The sequence below is a fragment of the Lactobacillus sp. genome (assembly GCF_051873315.1).
Taxonomy (GTDB): Bacteria; Bacillota; Bacilli; order Lactobacillales; family Lactobacillaceae; genus Lactobacillus.
The window spans coordinates 1-18,855 of sequence record NZ_JBJEES010000156.1 but is presented as its reverse complement, the minus strand read 5'-3'; the positions used below and the strand labels follow the sequence as shown (position 1 = coordinate 18,855).

At 49.6% G+C, this 18,855-nt stretch carries 15 protein-coding genes; 14 read left to right on the top strand and 1 reads right to left on the bottom strand.

Translation table 11 applies throughout. The annotated features are described in order from the left end of the window. The coding region (locus ACI32D_RS09500; RefSeq protein WP_439776324.1) for an ATP-binding cassette domain-containing protein at nt 1–647 on the top strand (647 nt) is incomplete at its 5' end. A gap of 95 nt (nt 648–742) precedes the next feature. Here ACI32D_RS09500 and rpmB read toward each other — a convergent pair. Then, on the bottom strand, nt 743–928 hold the full coding sequence (gene rpmB / locus ACI32D_RS09495; protein WP_270447714.1) for a 50S ribosomal protein L28: 186 nt from the start codon (nt 926–928) through the stop codon (nt 743–745). A gap of 175 nt (nt 929–1,103) precedes the next feature. Between rpmB and ACI32D_RS09490 the strand changes: the two genes are divergently transcribed. The 13 genes from ACI32D_RS09490 to smc all read left to right on the top strand — a co-directional run. Further along, the gene (locus ACI32D_RS09490) at nt 1,104–1,466 is read left to right on the top strand and encodes an Asp23/Gls24 family envelope stress response protein (protein ID WP_002879711.1); all 363 of its coding nucleotides are present in this window, start codon (nt 1,104–1,106) and stop codon (nt 1,464–1,466) included. A 19-nt stretch (nt 1,467–1,485) separates the two neighbouring features. Further along, on the top strand, nt 1,486–3,150 hold the full coding sequence (locus ACI32D_RS09485; protein WP_439776323.1) for a DAK2 domain-containing protein: 1,665 nt from the start codon (nt 1,486–1,488) through the stop codon (nt 3,148–3,150). Then, on the top strand, nt 3,150–5,189 hold the full coding sequence (gene recG / locus ACI32D_RS09480; RefSeq protein ID WP_439776322.1) for an ATP-dependent DNA helicase RecG: 2,040 nt from the start codon (nt 3,150–3,152) through the stop codon (nt 5,187–5,189). The genes ACI32D_RS09485 and recG overlap by 1 nt, the downstream gene beginning before the upstream one ends. A gap of 24 nt (nt 5,190–5,213) precedes the next feature. After that, on the top strand, nt 5,214–6,206 hold the full coding sequence (gene plsX / locus ACI32D_RS09475) for a phosphate acyltransferase PlsX (protein ID WP_439776321.1): 993 nt from the start codon (nt 5,214–5,216) through the stop codon (nt 6,204–6,206). Nucleotides 6,207–6,267: 61 nt separating this feature from the next. Then, on the top strand, nt 6,268–6,510 hold the full coding sequence (gene acpP, locus ACI32D_RS09470; RefSeq protein ID WP_201330913.1) for an acyl carrier protein: 243 nt from the start codon (nt 6,268–6,270) through the stop codon (nt 6,508–6,510). A gap of 299 nt (nt 6,511–6,809) precedes the next feature. After that, nucleotides 6,810–7,811 (top strand): ABC transporter ATP-binding protein, encoded by a 1,002-nt coding sequence (locus ACI32D_RS09465; RefSeq protein WP_439776320.1) that lies wholly within the window; start codon nt 6,810–6,812, stop codon nt 7,809–7,811. Nucleotides 7,812–7,820: 9 nt separating this feature from the next. Further along, nucleotides 7,821–8,777, top strand: a complete 957-nt coding sequence (locus ACI32D_RS09460) for an ABC transporter ATP-binding protein (RefSeq protein ID WP_439776319.1) — start codon at nt 7,821–7,823, stop codon at nt 8,775–8,777. Nucleotides 8,778–8,780: 3 nt separating this feature from the next. Then, entirely contained in the window at nt 8,781–9,740 is a 960-nt protein-coding gene (opp4B, locus tag ACI32D_RS09455) for an oligopeptide ABC transporter permease (RefSeq protein WP_439776318.1), read from the top strand. 10 nt (nt 9,741–9,750) lie between these two features. Further along, nucleotides 9,751–10,662, top strand: a complete 912-nt coding sequence (locus tag ACI32D_RS09450; RefSeq protein WP_439776317.1) for an ABC transporter permease — start codon at nt 9,751–9,753, stop codon at nt 10,660–10,662. A gap of 157 nt (nt 10,663–10,819) precedes the next feature. Beyond that, complete coding sequence (locus ACI32D_RS09445) at nt 10,820–12,586, top strand: ABC transporter substrate-binding protein (protein WP_439776316.1); 1,767 nt, start codon at nt 10,820–10,822, stop codon at nt 12,584–12,586. A 135-nt stretch (nt 12,587–12,721) separates the two neighbouring features. Next, nucleotides 12,722–14,500, top strand: coding sequence for an oligopeptide ABC transporter substrate-binding protein (locus ACI32D_RS09440; protein ID WP_439776315.1), 1,779 nt, complete (start codon nt 12,722–12,724; stop codon nt 14,498–14,500). Between the two features lie 124 nt (nt 14,501–14,624). Continuing rightward, nucleotides 14,625–15,320 carry a ribonuclease III gene (gene rnc, locus ACI32D_RS09435; protein WP_439776314.1) on the top strand — a complete coding sequence of 232 codons (696 nt, stop codon included), beginning with the start codon at nt 14,625–14,627 and terminating at the stop codon, nt 15,318–15,320. Next, the coding region (smc, locus tag ACI32D_RS09430; protein ID WP_439776313.1) for a chromosome segregation protein SMC at nt 15,320–18,855 on the top strand (3,536 nt) is incomplete at its 3' end. The genes rnc and smc, both read left to right, overlap by 1 nt.

Sequence of the window (18,855 nt, the reverse complement as noted above, 5' to 3'; positions counted from 1 at the left end):
CAGACCGGGATGAGTTTAAGGAGCTTTCTTTAGACGATGCAAGTGTGCAAAGAGGGGACCGGAAGCTTTTGAATGATCTTGATTTAACTGTTAAAAATGGTGAAAAAGTATTGCTGGAAGCACCATCTGGCTGGGGGAAGTCAACTTTGCTTAACGTCCTTGTTGGCCGGATCGAGCTGGCAGATGGGGACTACGAGATCAACGGAAAAGACGCGAATGGCGATTGGAGCAGGGATCACGAGTACTTCTCCTTTGTCCAGCAGAAGCCCTATATTCTCGATGATACTATCGAATACAACATTTCCTTAGGCAGAGAAGTCAGCCGGGAAGACCTGCTGGCAGTTTGTCAAAAAGCTGGTTTAACCAGCCTGGTTGAAGAAAAGGGCTTGGATTATCAAGTTGGCAAAGAAGGTAAAAATCTCTCCGGCGGCCAGGGCCAGCGGCTGGAAATTGCCAGAGCTCTCTTGGCCAAGCGGCCGGTTCTTCTGGCCGATGAAGCTACTTCAGCATTGGATCCCCGCCTCTCCAAGCAGATTCACCAGACAATTCTGCAGAATTTCCCTGGCACCGTAATTGAAGTAGCCCACAAGATTTCAGATGAAGAAATAGCCATGTTTGACCGGGTGGTCAATTTGGCGGAGAAGTAAAAAACAGGCAGCTATTCAAGCTGCCTGTTTTTGCTGATGATTTTAGAGAAAAATAAAACCCGGCAGATCATTGATCTGACGGGCTCGTTTCGTCACTAGACACGGGTAACTTTACCAGACTTCAAAGTCTTGGTTGAAACCCAAACGCGCTTAGGCTTGCCGTTTACAAGAATGCGAACTTTTTGAAGGTTTGGCTTCCAAGAACGACGTGATGAGTTCAAAGCGTGTGAACGCGTGTTACCAAAAGTGGTCTTCTTACCGGTTACGAAATCTTTTGCCATGCTGCTAAACCCCCTTTACATGTCATGTCATACTATTAGACTTTACCATAAAGTTTGAGCTTTTTCAATTGTTATTTTGAAAAGTATTTTCCAGAAAATAAAGTCGTTAGGGTTAGCTTTTTATCTCGTTATGATAAAATAAGGGTGTATATTGGAAATAAGACGGAGGATAAACATGGCTGTTAAAATCAAGACAAAGTATGGTTTGATTGATATTTCAAACGGTGTAATTGCAACTGTTGTTGGTGGTGCAGCTACGTCTAACTATGGCGTTGTCGGTATGGCATCCAAGAATGCCATCAGAGACGGAGTCGACAGCATTTTAAGCCGGGCAAACTACAAGCGCGGCGTCGTTGTTAAGTCTGACGAAAATCAAGTAACTGTTGATGTCTATATTATTGTTGGCTACGGCTTGAAAATTTCTGAAGTAAGTCGTAATGTACAAGACAGTGTCAAATATAACTTAAGAAGCCAGCTGGGGATCGACACCAAGGCGGTCAACGTCGTTGTCCAAGGTGTAAAGGTTCTCGACGACTAGATAAGTGGAGGATTCAATATTGGTTTTAAGTGAAATTAGCAGTAAAGAATTTAGAGACATGGTGCGGATTGCCTCTCACCGGATGAGCAAGAACGTGCAATTCGTCAATGATCTAAATGTTTTCCCAGTTCCTGACGGCGACACTGGCACGAATATGAATCTCACGATGGAAAGCGGTGCTAAGGCCGTTTCCGAAAACGCAAGCAGCAGTGTCGGCGACTTGACTGAAAGCCTGGCCAAGGGGATGCTGATGGGCGCGCGCGGCAACAGTGGGGTTATCACTTCCCAGCTCTTCCGCGGCTTCTACAAGGCAACCCAGGGCAAGACCACTTTGAACGCCCAGGAATTGGCAAATGCCTTTAGCAATGGTGTAGCTACTGCCTACAAGGCTGTGATGAAGCCGGTTGAAGGGACCATCTTGACTGTGGCCCGGGTCGGCGCTCAAGCAGGTGCTAACAAGGCTAATGAAACCGATGATGTAGAAGAAGTAATGAAGGCCGTGGTTGAAGGCGCTAAGGAAGCTCTGAAGAGCACTCCTGACCTGCTGCCAGTTCTTAAGCAAGTCGGCGTGGTTGACTCCGGTGGTCAAGGTCTGGTCTTCATCTATGAAGGCTTCTTAGAAGGTCTCTTGGGCGAAAACTTCGATGACAAGTACGTTCCAGATGCCGACGACATGAACTCCTTGATCAACGCGACTCACCACCAGGCTGTGCAAGGGCAATTGGCAACTTCAGACATCGCCAACGGCTACTGTACTGAAATCATGGTTGACCTTAAGGCTGACGTGCCAAACAAGAAGCCATTTGACCTGGAAGAATTCAGAAGCTATCTGTCAGAATTGGGTGACTCCCTCTTGGCAGTTTCTGACGGGGAAATCGCCAAGGTTCACGTGCACACTGAATACCCAGGCAAGGTCTTCCTTTACGGGTCACAATTTGGTCAATTGGGCAAGATCAAGATCGACAACATGCGGATTCAGCACGAAACGATCGTTGACAACGAACAAGAACAACAAGAGAGCGTTGACTTTGCAGTGATCGCGGTTGCTTCCGGCAACGGTGTCCGCAAGCTCTTTGAAAGCGAAGGGGTCAACCGAATCATCTCCGGCGGGCAAACCATGAACCCTTCAACCCAAGACATCATTGATGCCATCACCAAGTCCGGTGCTAAACAAGCGATTATCCTGCCAAACAACGGCAACATCATCATGTCCGCTAAGCAGGCAGCTGAAGTTGCTGAAATTCCGGTCGGCATCGTGCCATCCAAGACTATCCAGCAAGGTTTGACCGCTATGCTGGCCTTCAACCCGGAAGCCAGCGTTGACGCGAACGTTGAAGCCATGAGTGATGAACTCGGTTCAGTCAAGTCTGGTGAAGTAACCCGGGCAACCCGTGACACTGAAATCAACGGGGTTGAAATCCACAAGGGCAACTTCATTGGTATCGTAGACGGCACGATCATGGTTGATGACGCTGACCCAATCAGCGCAACTGTAGCCATGACGGAAAAGATGCTGGACGAAGACTCTGAAATCGTGACTGTAATGTACGGCAGCGACGCTACTGAAGAAGAAGCCCAAGCAGTTGTTGACCGCCTGGAAGCAGCTCATGAAGATGATGACTGCGAATTCGAAATTCACGACGGTGGCCAGCCAGTTTATAACTTCTTGATTTCTGTAGAATAATGACTTTAAACGAAGCTATTTTCAGACCGGTGACGGCCTTGAAGGGGGTAGGAGCCAAGACGGCAGAGGCTTTGCGGTCGCTAGGCATTTACAGCATCTACGACTTGCTCTTCTACTTTCCCTACCGCTATGACGAACTGGAGAACCTTCCGCTGGACCAGCTGGAAGACGGACAGAAGGTCATGCTGAAAGGAATTGTGGCAACCAACCCCTACCAGAATTACTTTGGCTACCACAAGAGCCGGGTCAGCTTCAAACTGCGAATTGATCATGATATTATCATGGTCAATTTTTTTAACCAGCCATGGCTGACCAAGCAGCTGAGCGTGGGCCAGGAAATTGCCGTCTATGGTAAATATGAGCTCAGAAAGCAGAGCCTGTCAGCCTATAAGCTCATCGCCAGCAAGCATGAAGATGACGGAATGGCACCCATTTATTCGGTCAACCGGCAGATCAAGCAAAAGAAGCTGCAGACCATGATAGACCTGGCGATCGCCGAAAGCATGGACGAGATGGGCAATGCCGTGCCGGAGGACTTGCGGCAGCATTACCGGCTTATGGATGACCAGGATCTGGTTATCGCCATGCACCACCCTAAAGACTTGGCTCAAGCTAAAGAGGCCCGCAGAAGCGCGGTATTCCGGGAATTCTTCCTCTTTCAGATGCAGCTGGCCTTGATGTCCAGCCAGAATAAGAGTCACAGCGGCTATACCAAGCACTATGACCTGGAAGAAATTGGCAAGCTGACCAAGTCCCTGCCTTTTGACCTGTCGCCTGACCAGAAAAAGGTCATCAATGAGATTTTTGCCGACATGTTTGTTGACCGGCAGATGCAGCGCCTTCTTCAAGGGGACGTTGGGTCCGGGAAAACTGTGGTTGCGGTGTTTGCCATCTATGGAGCAGTAACGGCTGGCTACCAAGCAGCTTTGATGGTGCCAACGGAAATTTTAGCCAACCAGCACTACCAAAAGATTTCCGCCATGCTGGAAGATTTTGGTGTCCGGGTGGCCCTTTTAACCGGGTCAACCAAGACCATGGAGCGGCGGGAAATTTATAGGGAACTGGCTGATGGCAGCATCAACGTGGTGATCGGTACCCATGCTTTGATCCAAGAGCAAGTGGCTTTTAAGAAGCTGGGCTTGGTGATCATTGATGAGCAGCACCGCTTTGGCGTTGCCCAGCGTCTGGCCTTGATCAACAAGGGCGACCGGCCGGATATCCTGGCCATGACGGCCACCCCGATTCCGCGGTCATTGGCCTTGACTGTCTATGGCGATACCGCCTTGTCAGAAATCAGACACCTGCCTGCCGGCCGTAAGCCGATCAAATCCTATTGGAAGACCAGCAGCCAGCTGGATGAGGTATATTCCCTGATGCGCCAGCAACTGGCCGAAGGCTTCCAGATCTACGCGGTTACGCCCTTGATCAGCGAATCGGAAACAATCGACCTAGAGAACGCTGAAGCATTACATGAAAGGCTGGCTGGCGAATTTCCAGACCAGGAAGTTGTTCTTTTGCATGGCAAAATGGCGGCAGCTGACAAAGAAAGCATCATGGACCGCTTTGCGGCTGGAGAGATAAATATCCTGGTTACAACCAGCGTGATCGAAGTCGGAGTAGACGTGGCCAATGCCAACTTGATGGTGATCTTTGATGCTGACCGCTTTGGTTTAAGCCAGCTCCACCAGCTGCGCGGGCGGATCGGCCGGGGGCAGACGCAAAGCTACTGCGTCTTTTTGGCTGACCCCAAGACTGAAGCCGGCAAGAAGAGGATGAAGATCGTGGCTGAAACCAACGATGGCTTCAAGCTCGCGGAAGAAGACCTCAAGATGCGGGGCGAGGGTGACCTCTTTGGCAAGGCCCAGTCAGGCCTGCCGGAATTTAGGACAGGCAGCGTTGTCAGCGACTACCAGGTCATGGTGGTGGCCAGAGACGAGGCCAAGCGGATCGTCCAGGCTGATCCAGACTTGAAAGCAGAAAAGTTGGCAGACCTGCAAGCTGTGATAAAATATAAGAAAATCGTACAAGCGAGAGCTTAGTCCAAATAGAAAAAGAGATTATTGATGAGAAAAATCGCGATTGACGCCATGGGCGGGGAAAATGCCCCTGAGGCGATTGTAGAAGCAGTTTTGAAGGCCAAGCCAGAATTGCCGGAAGACAAGTTCATTTTCTTTGGCGATGAAGGCAAGCTGAAGCAGCTGCTGCCAGCAGGCGATGACCAGATCGAAATAGTAGCCACCACGGAAGTGATCCTGGATGAAGATGAGCCAGTCAAGGCCATGCGGACCAAGAAGGACTCTTCCATGGTCGTAGCAGCTAACTGGGTCAAGGAAGGTAAGGCAGACGCCCTTTTGTCACTGGGCAATACCGGGGCTCTGTTAACTTGCGGGATCTTTATTGTCGGCCGGATCAAGGGCGTTGCCCGGCCAGGCCTCATGCCGACCATGCCGGTTGAATCTTCAGATGACGGCTTCAACATCATTGACGTTGGAGCTAACGCCACTAGCAAGCCGGAATACCTGCTGCAATGGGCTGAGATGGCATCCTACTATGCTGAAAAGGTCCGCGGCGTATCCAAGCCGAGAGTAGCTCTTTTGAATAACGGGGCAGAATTTGACAAGGGTGACGACCTGCACAAGGAAGTCTACCAGCTCTTGAAGGACAGTTCCTTGAACTTCACTGGCAACATTGAAGGCCATGAGCTCTTGCAAGGGAAGGCAGACGTTGTCGTTACGGACGGCTTTACTGGCAACGCGGTCTTAAAGAGCATCGAAGGGACAGCCGGTGTCATCATCCACATGCTGAAAGACGGTTTGATGAACAATGGGGTTAAGGCCAAGCTGGGTGCCCTTTTAGCCAAAGATGCCTTGAAGTCTGTCGCCAGCCGTTTTGACACGGCCAAGTACGGCGGGGCTGTTTTGCTCGGTTTGAACTCACCAGTAGTTAAGCAGCACGGCCGGTCTGACGCCCGGGCCGTCTACTACGCGGTTAAGCAGATCGACAAGATTTTAGCTGAAGACTTGATTAGTATTTTTAAGAAAGAATTTAGCAAATAAGGATAAGCAAAAAAGAATACCCTGCTAAATAGGAAGATTAGAAATTATAGGAGAAAGAATAATGACTGAAGCAGAAATTTTTGACAAGATTGCCACTTTGATCGCGGACAACTTCCAGCTGGACAAGGACAAGATCACCATGGATACTGACTTTACCAAGGATCTGGACGCGGACTCAATCGACCTGGTGGAATTCATCATGCAGCTGGAAGATGAATTCGGCGCTGAAATCCCTGACGAAGACGCTGCAAAGATCACCACTGTTGCTGATGCGGTAGCCTACATCAAGAGCCACCAAGGTTAAGTGGATTGAAAGCAAATTGAAAGTGAATTGAAAACAACTAATATTTAATTAGCATTTGCCAAAGAAGAATCTGTGGCAAATGCTTTTTTTGTGCGCATTTTCCGGAAAAGGCAGAAAAATATGATAAAAATCGAACGATAATTTAACAATTATGATATGAATTGGCGGAAATGATGAAGAAATAAGTAAAAAACACTAGAAAAATGTTAAAAATCTATTGAAAAAGATTTGAGAAAAGTTAAAATCTACTAGTGTAATATTTATTTACTAACTAATAATTATTTTGAAGGAGAAAAAAGTTGGACAATCAGCAAAACGTTTTACTAGACGTCGAACAGCTTCATACCGGCTACCGCCTGCAAGGCGAGTTCTATGACGCGGCTGATGGCATCGATTTTACTCTCAAGCGCAACGAGGTTTTAGCTATTGTTGGCGAAAGCGGCTGCGGCAAGAGTACGATTGCCTCCAGCATCGTTGGCCTCTATGACCGGAAAAACACCCGGGTTCAAGGAGAAATTAAGTACAAGAACCTGAACTTGGTGAATTTGAGTGAGGATTTGTTTAACCAAGTTCGCGGCAACAATATTGGCATGATTTTCCAGGACCCGATGGCCAGCTTGAACCCCTTGATGAAAGTCGGGGACCAGGTAGCGGAAGCCTTGCTTTACCACACGGACCTAAATAAAGAGCAGCGCCGCGGCCGGGTGATTGAACTCTTCAAGCAAGTCGGGATGCCGAAGCCGGAAGCTATGTATGACATGTACCCGCATGAACTGTCCGGTGGTTTGCGGCAAAGAGTGGTTATTGCGATGGCCATTGCCTGCAAGCCTGAGATCATTATTGCTGACGAACCAACGACTGCTTTGGACGTGACTATTCAAGCCCAGATCCTGGATTTGCTTAAAGAGATCCAGAAAGAATCCGGCTCAGGCATCATCTTGATCACTCACGACTTGGGCGTCGTGGCAGAAACGGCTGATGAAGTTGCCGTGATGTATGCCGGGCAAATTGTAGAAAAAGCTGATGTGAAAACTTTGTTTACTCATCCTTTGCACCCTTACACCCGATCACTGCTAAACTCCATGCCGCAGTCAGATGATGACAAAGATGATTTGCACGTGATCCAGGGCACGGTTCCGTCACTGAAAAACATGCCGCGGACCGGTGACCGTTTCGCCGCGAGAATTCCATGGATTCCAGCTGACGCTCATGAAGCAGATCCACAGCTGCACGAAGTAGAGCCAAATCACTTTGTCCGCTGCACCTGCTGGAAGACTTTCCACTTTCAAGATGAAGGATAGGTAGCAAGTATGGCAGAAGAAATTATTCAAGTTAAAGATCTGAAGGTCCATTACCCAATCCGGTCGGGCTTTTGGAACAGAATTACTGATTATGTCCGGGCTGTTGATGGGGTTTCTTTTTCAATCAAAGAAGGGGAAACTTACGGCTTGATTGGTGAATCAGGTTCCGGCAAGTCCACGACTGGCAAGGCAATCGTTGGCGTGGAAAAGGTGACCAGCGGGCAGATTCTCTACAAAGGCAAGGACATCACCAAGGAATCAGTCCGCCGGAAGATGAACTACAACAAAGACGTGCAGATGATCTTCCAGGACTCCATGTCCAGTCTTAACCCCCGCAAGCGGATTGAGGACATTATTGCTGAACCGATCCGGAATTTTGAAAATCTGACGACTGACCAGGAACGTGACCGGGTTCAGGAATTGCTGGACATCGTAGGGATGCCAAGTGACGCGATCTACAAGTTCCCCCATGAATTTTCTGGTGGCCAGCGGCAGAGAATCGGGATTGCCCGCGCCGTTGCTACTAACCCGAAGCTGATCGTGGCCGATGAACCAACGAGTGCCTTGGACTTGTCAGTTCAAGCCCAGGTTTTGAACTTCATGAAGCACATTCAGCAGCAGTACAACATTGCCTTCTTGTTTATTTCCCATGACCTTGGCGTGGTCAAGCACATGTCCGAAAACCTGGCGATCATGCACCGGGGCCGTTTAGTGGAAGTGGGCAGCCAGGAAGAGATCTACAAGAATCCGATGCATATTTACACCAAGCGCCTTTTGTCAGCCATTCCGAAGGTTGACGTTGAGCACCGGGCTGAACACGCGGCCAGACGGCGGGAAATAGAAAAGGAATTTTTGCAGGACCAGGCAAACTGGTATGATGCAGATGGCCGGGTCTACCCATTGACCGAGGTTGCACCTAACCACCAGGTTGCCTTGCCGAAAGAACAGCTTAAGGGAGGAGAATAGCAAATGTGGAAAACAGTCTTAAGACGGGTTTTGATTATGATCCCGCAGCTGATCTTGCTCAGTATTATTGTCTTTATGCTGGCGAAAATGATGCCTGGGGACCCCTTTACCGGCTTGATCAACCCTAACTCAAGCCCAAAGGAAATCGCCCGCTTAAAGCAGGCTTATGGCTTGAATGACCCAGTGCCGGTTCAATATATGCGCTGGATTAAGAATTTGCTTCATGGTGATTTAGGGCAAAGCTATATCCAGCACGTACCGGTTGCGTCTTTGATTGCTGACCGGGCTCAGAACACTTTCTGGCTCTCGCTCTTGTCAACTGTCTTGCTCTACGGCATTGCCATCCCAATGGGGATCAGCGCCGGCAAGCATGAAGGCGAATGGCAGGACCGAGCAATCTCAGTTTTCAATTATGTGACTTATGCTATCCCTGGCTTTGTCTTTTACCTGCTGGGTCTCTGGCTCTTCGGCTTTACTCTGGGCTGGTTCCCGATCAGCGGGACGGTTTCCGCTAATGCCAGCGGCTTTTGGGGAATTTTCTTCAGCCGCCTGCAGCACATGATTTTACCGGCAATTCTTTATGCGATCATCGCAACGACTGGGACGGTGCAATACCTGCGGACCGGGATCATTGACAACAAGGTGGAAGACTATGTTAAGACTGCCCGCAGCAAGGGCGTGCCGGAAAAAGTCGTCTTCAACAAGCATATCTTGCGGAACTCTTTCTTGCCGATCGCTGCCTTTATGGGTAACACCATCACCGGTCTGCTAGGCGGGTCAATGATCATTGAAACGGTCTTCTCCTTCCCAGGGATGGGTAAGCTCTTCCTTGATTCGATCAGTCAGCGTGACTATACGACTCTGACGGCTTTGATCATGATTTACGGGACCTTGACTCTGCTGGGCAACCTCTTGTCTGACATTATCATGAGTCTGGTTGACCCGAGAATTCGCGTGAAGTAGAGGTGAAATGATGGCTTTATTTACTGTAGGCAAAAAGAAGCAAGATGACAGAGCCCAAATTCCGCCATCCGCTTTGAAGATTGCTTTTAGAGAAATTTTTAAAAGCAAGGCCGCGACTGTGGCCTTTTGCACCATCGTCGTTATTTTGCTGCTTACCTTTGGCGGTTCTTTGTTCTTGAACAGCAGCCAGGTTACTGAAATGCACATTTTGGAATCTTACGCTGGCTGGGGACAAAATGGCCACCTGCTGGGAACCGATGACGGTGGCCGGGACATTCTGAATCTGTTGATCATGGGTGGGCGCAATTCCATCATGATTGGTCTCCTGGTCACTTTGTTCTGTGAACTGGTTGGCCTGGTAGTTGGTCTGGTTGCCGGTTACTATGGCGGCACTATTGACTCCATCATCATGCGGATTGTCGACTTTGTGCAGATTTTGCCGCAAATGCCAATTTTGATCGTTTTGGTAACGGTTTTGCCAAACTATAATTCCATGACTTTGGTTTTGCTGATTTCGATGTTCGGCTGGACGGTTGAAGCAAGATACTACCGGTCCTTTATTTTGTCACAGAGAGAAAGAGACTATGTTCTGGCTTCCAAGACTTCAGGCTCCTCAAACACCAAGATCATGTTCCGGGAAATTCTGCCAAATATTGCATCAATGATCATCATCGATGTCGTTTTGAGCGTTTCCGGCAACATCGGGATTGAAACTGTCCTGTCCTTCATCGGCTACGGTTTGCCGACCAAGATTCCATCTTTGGGGACCTTGATTGGTTTTGCCAATGACCCGGTCAACATCATCGACCGGCCATGGCTGTGGCTGCCGGCAACTGTCTTGCTTTTGGTAATCTGCTTGAGTATCAACTACGTCGGCCAAGCTTTGCAAAAGGCTGGCGACGCCCGGCAAAGAGAAAACTAAAATAATTAGTATTAAATTAAATTTGTCATTGACTTTTAAAATGAAAATGCTAAAGTAAAAGGCATGAAAGATAAATTTTGTGAATTGCTATCTTGATAACTATTCATATGCTGTGTATTTTGTCTTTTGAATATATTGTGTGGAGGTAAATTAAATTATGAAGAGACGAATGCTCGGAACATTAGGAGTATTCCTGGCTGGTGCAGCTTTGCTGGCTGGCTGCGGCAAGAGTGGCTCAACTGACAGTAACAGCGGGGCTAAAGACGCGAAGAAGTTTCCGGAAGCTACGGCAACCGGCGTGGCTAAGAAGGGCGGCAGCCTTAGCATCGCTGAAGAATCTGACACGCCAGTCAAGGGTGTCTTCTTGAACGAAGTTTCAGACAGCCAATATGACCAAGACTTTATGGCTTTTGGGAATGAAGGTCTGTTTGCAACCGATGATCAATACAAGATCAACAACAAGGGGGCCGCAACCTTTAAGATGGACCGGAAGGCCAAGACGGTAACGATCGAGGTCAAGAAGGGGGTCAAGTGGTCTGACGGCAAGCAGGTAACTGCCAAGGATGTTGAATATTCCTACGAAATCATCGCTAACAAGGCCAGCCAGTCATCCCGCTACACCAGTTCTTTGGCAGATATCGTCGGTTTGGCAGAATACCACGAAGGCAAGTCCAAGAAGATCTCCGGGATCGAAATGCCTGACGGTGAAAGCGGACGCAAGGTGGTTCTGCACTTTAAGGAAATGAAGCCAGGCATGACCCAGTCCGGTAACGGCTTCTTCTGGGAATACGCTGCACCGTACCATTACCTAAAGGATGTCCCATTCAGCAAGCTGCAGTCCAGCGACAAGGTCCGGAAGAACCCGCTTTTCTTTGGTGCATACAAGCTCTCCAAGCTGGTCCGTGGCCAATCCGCAACTTGGGTAAGAAACCCTTACTACTACCGTGGCCAAGCCAAGTTAAACAAGATCACTATCTCAGTAATCTCTCCAAACTCAGCTTCCCAGTCAATCAAGTCCAAGAAGTTTGACTTGATTGAAGTTGTCAACTCCCAATGGAAGGAAGTTAAGGGGACCAAGGGCTACAACTTTGTTGCCCAAATTCCATTGTCATACTCTTACATGGGCTTCAAGGTCGGCAAGTGGGACAAGAAGACTGGCTCAGTCAAGATGAACAAGAACTCAAAGATGAGCAACCGCTATCTCCGCCAAGCCATGGGTTACGCTATGAATGTTGATGAAGTAACCAAGCACTACACCCAGGGCCTGTCCTTCAGAGTCAAGACTTTGGTTCCAGAATCCTTTGGCGACTTCTCAGACAAGAGCGTGAAGGGCTTCCCACTTAACTTGAAGAAGGCTAATGCTTTGCTGGACAAGGCCGGCTACAAGAAGAAGAAGGGTGAAACTTACCGCCGGGATCCAAATGGCAAGAAACTGACCATCCACCTGGCTGCCATGAGTGGATCTCCAAACCAGGAAGCAATCGTCCAAAACTACATCCAGCAATGGAAGAAGATTGGTCTGCACGTAACTTTGACCACTGGCCGTTTGATCGAGTTCAACTCCTTCTATGACAAGGTACAAAACGATGACCCGTCAGTCGACGTCTTCATGGCCGCATGGTCACTGTCTAGTGAACCTACCCAAGATGACCTTTACAGTGCCAAGGCTCCATACAACTTCACCCGCTTCGCAACCAGCGAAAACACCAAGCTGTTGAAGGAAATGGGCAGTGACAAAGCCTTTAACCACAGCTACCGGGTACAAAAGTTCCACGAATGGCAACAATACATGCAAAAGGAAGCCTTTGTAATTCCTTTGACCAACTCATACACGATTACCGCGGTCAACAGCAAGCTGGTCAACTACTCAACCAAGCCATCTAAGACGGCAACCCTGTGGTACGAAACTGGCTTTAAGAAGTAAAAAATAATATCTAATTACGCAAAAGAGGAGGTTTTCCCTCCTCTTTTTTTCTGTTCTCTCGCTTCGGCCCGGTCTTGCTCCTTTTGTTATGGTAAACTAAGTATTGTAGCAATTAGCAAAAAGGACTCTTGATTGATGAAGAAAATAACAAAATTAGCAATTTGCTTTTTGGCGGCTCTAAGCCTGGCAGCTTGCGCGCAAAAGACCAGCAAAAGCAAGCAGGACAATAACAGCGGGGCTGAAGATGCCATGCAGTTCCCTGTGGCCACCAGCTTTGCCAAGACTAAAAAAGGCGGCAGCATCAAGGTTGCCTTGGAAACTGATACCCCTTTTACGGGGATTTTTTCTGATGAACTGGCAGATTCGACAACCGACGCCACTTTGGCCCAGTTCGGCTCTGAATCTTTGTTTGACACGGACAACAGCTACAACATCACTGACAGCGGGGCAGCAACTTTCAGCCTGGACCGGCAGGCCAAGCAGATCACCATCAAGATTAAAAAAGGGGTCAAGTGGTCTGACGGTAAGCAGGTCGTGGCAAAAGACGTGGAATATGCCTACGAGGTAATTGCCAACAAGGCCACTAACAGCTCCCACTACACTTCTTCTTTGCAAGATGTGGTGGGCCTAAAGAAATACCATGACGGGAAAGCCAAGACAATCAGCGGGATTGAAATGCCGGACGGGGAAAACGGCCGCAAGGTTGTAATTCACTTTAAGGAAATGCACCCGGGGATGTTGAAGTCGGGCAACGGCTATTTCTGGGAATCAGCCCTGCCATATCACTACCTTAAAGATGTGCCTTTCAGCAAGCTGAGAACCTGCATCGAAATCCGCAAAAAGCCCGTCTATTTTGGTCCATACAAGGTCCAGAGCATTGAACAGGGGCAGAAGGTGGTTTGGACCCGCAATGAATACTACTGGCGGGGGACGCCAAGCTTAAGCAAGATCACCATCTCCATTATTTCCCCGAAGTCAGTCGCCACGGCCATCAGTGAAAAAACTTACGACATCATCGAAGTGGTCAACTCCCAGTGGAAGCAGATCAAGAGCACCAAAAACTACCGCTTTGTTGCCACGATTCCCTTGAGCTACAACTACCTGGGCCTCAAGCTGGGCAAATGGGACGAGAAGACCAACTCAGTCAAGATGAACAAGAATTCCAAGATGGCCAACAAGTCTCTCAGACAGGCGATTGGCTATGCAATGAACGTTACCCAGATCGAGCGCAAGTACACTTCTGGCTTGACCTTCCGCATCAAGAGCCTGATCCCGTCACAATTTGGCGACTACTATGACGACAAGAGCAAGGGTTATCCATATAACCCAGCTAAGGCTAAAAAGCTTTTGGACAAGGCAGGCTACAAGCTCAGGTCTGGTGAAAAATACCGGCGGGACCCACAGGGGCATAAGCTGGTAATCCACCTGGCTGCCATGACTGGTGACTCCAGCCAAAGCAAGATCATCAAGAACTATATTAAGAAGTGGAAGGAAATTGGCTTAAACGTCAAGCTGACCACCGGTCACTTGCTGGAGTTCAATACTTTTTACAACCTGCTCTTCCAAGACGATAACCAGGTCGACATGTTTATTGCCGGCTGGACATTAAACAATGAGCCTTCCCAAAATGGCATCTACGGTGCCGGCACCCAGTACAACCTGGAGCGCTTTGCCACCAAGACCAATACCCAGCTTTTGGAAGCAATGGACTCAGACGAAGCCTTTAATATCAGTTACCGGATCAAGGTCTTCAAAGAGTGGCAAAGATACATGCAAGAGCAAGCCTTTGTAATTCCTTTGACCAGTTCCTACAAGATTACAGCCATCAACAAGAAGCTGGTCAACTACTCCTATGAACCGGCAGAAATGAACAACAGCCATCCTTTATGGTATAAAATCGGCTATAAAAAATAATCTGCGACTCTGTTTTGTCCATTTGCCGGACAAGGCAGAGTTTTTTCTTGGAATTAGGTAAAAAAGGCGCTCTGATGGCGGGCTTTTGATATAATTTTTAGTGTTATGAAAGGATGAATAGTTCATGGTCTCAACTAAATTTATTAAAATGCTGGATGAAAAATACGGGATCCGCTTCAAGGATGCCCGCCTGCTAGAGGAAGCCTTTACCCATTCCTCCTATGTCAATGAAAATCCAGGCAAAACTTTGGGGAATTACGAAAAGTTGGAATTTCTGGGGGACGCGGTTTTGGAATTTACGGTCTCTGACTACCTCTACCGCCACTTCCAGCACTTAAATGAAGGGGAACTGACCAGACTGAGATCAAATATCGTCCGCACTGAAGGCTTTTCGAAAGTGGCACTGGACTGCGGCTTTAAAGAAGAAATCAACCTGGGCGTCGGCGAGGAAAAAGCTGGCGGCCGCAACCGCAAGGCCCTTTTGGAAGATGTCTTTGAAGCCTTCAACGGCGCCTTGTTCTTGGACCAGGGGATTGAAGTGGTTGAAAAGTTTCTTAGCCAGACCGTCTATCCTTTAATCGCGGCTGGCTACTTTACCCCGTCACGTGACTTTAAGACGGACCTGCAGGAGCTTTTGCAGCAAAACGGCAGCGTGACCATCGAATACCGGGTGTTGAATGAGAGCCAGCAGCCGCCCCACTTTGAAGTTGAAGTCCTGGTCGACGGCAAGAAGCTGGCAAACGGGGAAGGACGCAACAAGAAGAAGGCTGAGCAGGACGCGGCCAGCCACGCCTTGGAGCACTTGAATGGAGGAAAATAGTGCCTTTAACTAGTTTGATTTTGGAAGGCTTCAAGTCTTTTGCTGACAAGACGGTGATCGACTTTACCAAGGGGATTACCGGCATTGTCGGTCCTAATGGGTCGGGCAAGAGCAACATCACGGAAGCCATTCGCTGGGTCATGGGGGAAGGCAGCGCTAAATCCCTGCGTGGCCGCAACATGAAAGATGTTATTTTTGCCGGGAGTCAGTTCCGCAAGCCCTTGAACCGGGCCGAAGTAACCATGGTTTTTGATAACCGGGACAAGGAACTGGACTTTCCAGCTGACCAGGTTTCAATCACCAGAAGAATTTTAAAATCTGGCGACAATGAATACTTGATCAACCAGCAGCCTGTCCGCCTGCGGGACGTTCGGGCCCTCTTTCTGGACTCCGGCATTTCGCAAAACAGCCTGGCCATCATTTCCCAGGGGCGGGTGGACCAGATCCTCAATTCCCAGGCCCGGGAAAGACGGGGGATTTTCGAAGAAGCAGCCGGGGTGCTCCACTTTAAGCAGCAAAAGCAGCAGGCCCAGGGGCAGCTGGAAACAACCAATGACAACTTGATCCGGATCAACGACCTGGTCAATGAGCTGGAGAAGCGGTTGGAGCCTCTGCATGAACAGAGCTCTTTGGCCCAGGAATACCAATTCCAAAAAGCCGGGCTAGATGAGGACTTGAAGACCCTGCTGGCCTTTGAAATCGCTGACTTAGACCAGGAAGAAAAGGAAGTTTCCAAAAAACTGGCCCAGAGCCAAGAACTTTTAAGCCGGCTGGACGCGGAAGTCAAGCAGTCCCAGGCCAAGCTGGCGGCTAAAAGAGAAGAATTCCAGCTGGAAAGCCAGAAGCGGGACCAGCTGCAGACTGAAGTCTTGAAATTGACCAACCGGCTCTCTGAGATCAACACTTCCTTGCAGGTTTCCCAGCAGTCCCGGCAGTTTGACCAGGCAACCAGGCTGGAATACCAAAGACAGCTGGCTGATTTAAAGGAAAATCTGGCGGCTACGGACGCGGAAATTGCCAAATTGGCTGACCAGGAAGCTGAATATGCCGGGCAATTGGACCAGCTGAAAGAAAAAAGACAGAAGCTGGCCGATCAGCTGAAAGAAGACCCGGCCAGCCTCAAATTGAAAGTAGAAGACCTGCGCTCAGAGTACATTCAGACCTTGCAGGACCAGACCAGCGCCAACAACCAGCTGGTCTACCTGGAAGGGGAAATCAAGCGGGCCAAGGAGAGCAAGGACCAGCGCTATGAAGATGCCTCAAGTCAATTGGCCAAGAGCCAGGAAGAACTGGAAGGCTTGCGGTCTAAGGGGCAAAAGCTGCGGGCAGAAAATGACCAGCTGCAGGCGGAATTAAAGGAAGCTAGCGACCAATTAGGGCATTTAGCTGCCGACCAGCAGGTCGCGCAAAAGCAGCTGCAGGCGGATTTGACTAACCTCCAGCGCCTGACTGCCCGCCGGGATGCCTTAGTCAACATCCAAAAGCGGCATGACGGCTACTATGCCGGGGTCAAGCAGGTCTTAAACCAGCCTGACCGTTTCCCAGGCATCATCGGGGCAGTTGGGGAACTTTTGACCTTCCCGGCTGACCTGGAAGCAGCCATGACGACCGCCCTTGGCGGCAGCGTTCAAAGTCTGGTGGCCAAGGACCGTTTGGCGGCTAAAGATGCCATCCAGCAGCTGAAGGTCAGAAGACTGGGCCGGGCAACTTTTTTGCCCCTGGATGCATTAAGATACCGGGCAATTCCAGCTTCAACCCGGCAGGCTCTGGAACGCTTTGCCGGCTTCCAAGGCCTGGCCAGCGAATTGGTTGAGGCTAAAGGCGAAACTGATATTTCAGAAGCTATCCAGTACCTGCTGGGCAGCATCATTATCGTCGACAATATGGACACGGCCCTGGCCGTTTCAAGACAGATCGGTCACTACCGGGTCGTTACCCTGGACGGGGATGTCATCAGTCCTGGCGGGGCCATGACTGGCGGGGCCCGCAACCAGCGGAGCAATTCTCCCTTGCAGACAACGGCTGAAATCAACAAAACGACAGCCATGCTGGAGGAATTAGAAGGGCAGTTCCATATTAAAGAAGAAAAGCTGGCCAGCTTAGACAAGCAAGTCAAAGACAAGCAGGAGAACCGGGAGCAAATCAGCCGGGACCTGCAGAGCCTGCAGCAGGACTTGAGCGCGGCAGTCTTGACCTTCCAAAACCAGGAAAAAGAAGTCAAGCGCCTGGAAAGCGCCGTGAAGCTTTACCAGGCCCAGCAGGCTGAACAAGCAGCCTACCTGGCAGATTTGCAAGACAAAGAGGCAGCTCAAAAGACTAAGAAAGAAGAACTGGCCGCTTTGGCTGACCAGCAAAAACGCGACTTGGCCAGTTTGCAAGAAACCATTCAGAACTACACTGATGTAAACCAGGGCGTGCAGGAAAAACTGGCAGAGCTTGACCCGCAATTGGCGGTTTTGGCCAACAAGCAGGAAAACCTGCAGGCCAGAAAAGCTGAGCGCGGCCGGCAAAAGGCGGGCAGCCAGAAGCAGATCGCGCAGCTGGAAGAAAAACTGGCTGCTTTGGACAGTTCCAGTCAAATGTCAGCCAGCAAGAAAGAGGAGCTGGGCCTTGAGAAAGACCGGCTCCTGGCTGAGCAAAAAGACAAGCAGGCTGACCTGGATTCAGCCAGCCAGCTTTTGGGGCAGTTAAACGGGCAGATCAACCAGTTGGAAGCAGTTGCGACCAGAAACTATGACTTAAGAAAAGACGCGGCTAGTGAACAAGAGGAGTTTTCAGTCAAATTGGCCACGGTTAAAGGCGAGCTCAAGCAGCACCTGGACAGTTTAAGAGAAGACTACTCCTTGACTTATGAAGCCGCGCTTTCCCAGGCCAAGCTGGAAAATACGGAAGAAAACCAGGAAAGCTTGCGCCGCAGCGTCAAGCTGCACCGGATGTCGTTGGAAGATATTGGCCCGGTCAACTTGGGGGCGATTGACGAATATAAGGAAGTCAAGGAACGCTATGACTTCTTGAACGGGCAGCAAAACGACCTGCTTGAAGCAAGAAGCAACCTGCAGCAGTCGATGGATGAACTGGACCAGGAAGTGAAGGACCGCTTCAGTCAGACCTTCCAGCAGATTTCGGCTTCCTTCAGCCGCCTTTTCCCGGTGGTCTTTGGCGGCGGCAATGCCCGCTTGGCCTTGACGGATCCGGACGATTTGCTGGAGAGCGGGGTGGAAATCATCGCCCAGCCACCTGGCAAGAAATTGCAGCGTTTAAGCCTTTTGTCCGGCGGGGAGCGGTCGCTGACGGCGATCACCTTGCTTTTTGCCATGCTGGAAGTCAACCCAGTGCCTTTCTGCGTGCTGGATGAAGTGGAAGCGGCCCTGGACGATGCCAATGTCGTCCGTTTTGCCCATTTCCTGCGCCAGTATGACAGCCAGACACAATTTATCGTGATTACGCACCGGCGGGGGACCATGGAACAAGCTGACCAGCTCTACGGGGTGGTCATGCAGGAATCTGGGGTTTCCCAGATTTTGTCGGTCTCCTT